Raw genomic sequence first — 3349 nt, 5'->3', positions numbered from 1 at the left:
ATTTTGGTCCCGTCATGCCGAGATCGGTAATATATCCGGTTCCCTTCGGATTGACTCGCGCATCGGCTGTCGGCACATGCGTATGCGTGCCATAGACAGCAGAAACGCGGCCATCCAGATAAAAGCCCATCGCGAGCTTTTCTGATGTTGCGGAAGCGTGCATTTCACACACAGCGATGTCATATCGTCCTTCCTGCTCCCGCAAAATGCGGTCTGCGCGCAAAAACGGGTTATCCGGACCATACTGCATATCACAGCGGCCAATCAATTCAAACACCAACACCCGCCAGCCGCTGCTGCTCTCATAAATGCCAAAGCCTTCTCCCGGAGACTGCGGTGCAAGATTGGCGGGACGAATGATATACCGATTATCCTCTAAATAACTGACGATATTCTGTTTGCGATACGTGTGATTTCCCAGCGTAATCACATCGGCACCGGCATCGAAAATCGCATCTGCCTGCTTCGGCGTGATGCCAACGCCGCTGGCATTTTCTCCATTGACAATCGTGAAGTCTGCGCCGACCTGTTTTTTGACCCGACGCAGCAGCCGCTCTACGGTTTCCAGACCCGGCTGAGATACCACATCTCCCACCGTCAATATTTTCATAATTTTCTCCCTCTAAACAAAAAGGCGGCACAGAATCTCTCTATGCCGCCCATTTTCAATTCCTACTTAGTCAAACAGCGGGGAAACAGAAGATTCCTCGTAAATACGGGCAATTGCCTCTGTAAATACCGGAGCAACCTGCAGCAGCTCAATCTTATCGCTGCGCTTTTCTGCCGGCAGCGGAATGGTGTCGAGCAGAGTCAGCTTCTTGATCGGGCTTTCTTCCAGACGCTGGATAGCCGGACCGGACAGAACGCCGTGCGATGCACAAGCATATACTTCCTTTGCCCCGCCGATGTTAATCAGCGCTTCTGCTGCATGGCACAGGGTGCCAGCGGTATCAATCAGGTCATCGCTCAGGATGCAGGTCTTGCCCTTAACATCACCGATGATGTTCATAACCTCGGAAACGTTCGCACGCGGACGACGCTTGTCGATAATCGCCAGACGATAATCCAGCTTCTCGCAGAACTTGCGGCAGCGAGTTACGGAGCCGAGATCCGGAGAGATAATCATAACGTCGTCACGGCCGCGGCCAAACTTACCGGCAATGTACGGAATCAGGACGGAAGCGCCCATCAGGTTGTCCACCGGAATATCGAAGAAGCCCTGCAGCTGCTGTGCGTGCAGATCCATCGTCAGCACACGGTCAGCACCGGCAGCGGTGATGATGTCAGCGACCAGCTTTGCAGAGATCGGATCACGAGCCTTGGACTTTCTGTCCTGACGTGCATAGCCGAAATACGGGATAACGGCGGTGATACGGCCTGCGGATGCACGTTTACATGCATCAATCATAACGAGCAATTCCATCAGGTTGTCGTTGACCGGATTGCAGGTAGACTGGATGAGGAATACATCCGAACCGCGAACCGTCTCCGAGATGGAAACAGAAACCTCGCCGTCTGCGAAGTGACCAACGGTGCACTTTGCCAGCGGCAGTCCCAGTGCAGATGCAATCTGCATAGCCAGTGCGGGATGCGAATTGCCCGCAAGAATCTTAATGTTTTTTCCGTGAGATATCATGATGGATTATCCTCCTGCATCCTGAAAAATTTACCGAAAACGCCCCGCGCTTCGGTTCCAGCTTCTGAACTCAATCGAACCAAGTATCTATACTTTTTATTTTTTAATCTTTCTGTCCGTGCATCCGGCGGCGGCGGTCATTCCAGCCTTCCTTATTCTCCTGTCGTGCACGAGCAACAGCCATTGCACCATCCGGCACATTCTTGGTTACCGTTGTGCCTGCGGCAGTCAGAACGCGATCGCCCAGCTCAACCGGTGCCACCAGATTGGTGTTGCAGCCGATAAAGCAGTCGTCGCCGATTACCGTCTTGCTCTTGACATAGCCGTCATAGTTGACAACAACCGTACCGCAGCCAAAGTTGACGCGCTCGCCGACTTCGGCATCGCCGATATAGGTCAGATGGGAAACCTTGGTGCCGTTTCCGATGTGTGCCTTCTTCAGCTCAACAAAGTCGCCGATACGGGTGTGGTCACCGACCTCGCAGCCCGGACGGATATATGCGAACGGGCCGACCGTTGCATGAGCACCGACCTTGCTCTCGTAGACCTGAGACGAGTTGACACTGGTCTCATCGCCAATAGATGCGCAGTCGAGAATGGTGTTCGGGCCAATGGTGCATCCGCAGCCAACCCAGCTTCCCGGCTTAATCATGGAACCCGGCAGAATCGTCGTGCCGTAACCGATCTTTGTATACGGGGAAACATAGGTGTATTCCGGATCAAGCATGTTAATGCCCTTGTCCATCAGAGCAGCATTGATGCGGCGCTGAATAATCTTCTGTGCACAGTACGCATCATAGGCTGTATACACAGCGACATGTGCTTCCGTGCGGCAGGATTCCGTCTTTGCACTGATGCTCTCGGCAATACGGATGGATTCGGTCAGAGACATCGGATGGCTGTCCAAAATTTCCTTGAGCACCGGCTTCTGGAACACGGCACAGTGCCATGTGTCCGCCATTGCGCCGCACGTCAACATGCTGACTGCATTCTTAGACTGTCGGTGCATACGAATAACGCGCTCGTACTCTTCCTGTTCCACTTCCGGCATCGGCGTGGACAGAATCATAACATCTCCGTCGAGCTTTTCCGCAGCTGCGCACAGCATTTCGGTAAAGTCTGCGTCATCCGGGCATACAATGGACGGAACGCCTTCCAGCTCGGCCTCGCTCTCCTGACGAACATAGACCAGCTCGCACATATCAGGCAGTGCGTCTGCTACCATTCGTCCGACCGGGGAAAAGAGAATTTCTCTCTGTGCAGGGTATTTTCCATCCCTGCCCCGTCTGCCGCCGAGCAAAATTGTATTCAATTTCTCACAAGACATGAATAGGCTATCCTTTCTTCAATCGGGACCGTCAAAAAGGGCAGACAGTCCCCACGAAAATACTTAATCTTATTATACTATGTTCTTGAAAAAAAAACATCATAAAATATACAAAATTTCGCAGAATTCTTTCCCCTTGCACTATTACATTTGTCACGATATAATAGAGATACCGCGATTTGGCACTTGTTGCCGAACCAGAACTGCACATTTTTCCCACAATACAGCACATTTGTGAAAGTTGCGCAGGATTTTTCTTCGGAGGAAATTATGTCTCTCTCATCTCTGATCCCCGCTGGCGGGGACTTTTGTGTCTTACGCGCCGATGTCGTTGACACGCTTCTGACCTGCTATGACGGCGACAGCGCGTTGGTATATCTCTATCT

Annotated in this window: 3 protein-coding genes; all 3 read right to left on the bottom strand. The window is 52.1% G+C overall.

The window, feature by feature from the left end:
• A partial coding sequence (locus ACR0P9_RS09545) for a TIGR00282 family metallophosphoesterase (RefSeq protein WP_432619571.1) occupies positions 1 to 610 on the bottom strand: 610 nt, incomplete at its 3' end.
• A 66-nt stretch (positions 611 to 676) separates the two neighbouring features.
• A complete protein-coding gene (locus ACR0P9_RS09540) occupies positions 677 to 1636 on the bottom strand; it encodes a ribose-phosphate pyrophosphokinase (protein WP_432619569.1) in 960 nt (319 codons plus the stop codon).
• A gap of 103 nt (positions 1637 to 1739) precedes the next feature.
• A complete protein-coding gene (locus ACR0P9_RS09535) occupies positions 1740 to 2963 on the bottom strand; it encodes a DapH/DapD/GlmU-related protein (protein ID WP_432619567.1) in 1224 nt (407 codons plus the stop codon).
• Positions 2964 to 3349 lie beyond the last annotated feature (386 nt).

The sequence above is a fragment of the Butyricicoccus sp. genome (assembly GCF_050872565.1).
Classification (GTDB): domain Bacteria; phylum Bacillota; class Clostridia; order Oscillospirales; family Butyricicoccaceae; genus Butyricicoccus_A.
Note: the sequence above shows the minus strand (reverse complement) of the source record. Positions and strands in the feature narration are given on the sequence as shown.

What these genes read in the sequence shown, in the direction of transcription:
- ACR0P9_RS09540 (WP_432619569.1), bottom strand. Translation starts at nt 1,636, where the DNA reads ATGATATCTCACGGAAAAAACATTAAGATTCTTGCGGGCAATTCGCAT.
- ACR0P9_RS09535 (WP_432619567.1), bottom strand. Translation starts at nt 2,963, where the DNA reads ATGTCTTGTGAGAAATTGAATACAATTTTGCTCGGCGGCAGACGGGGC.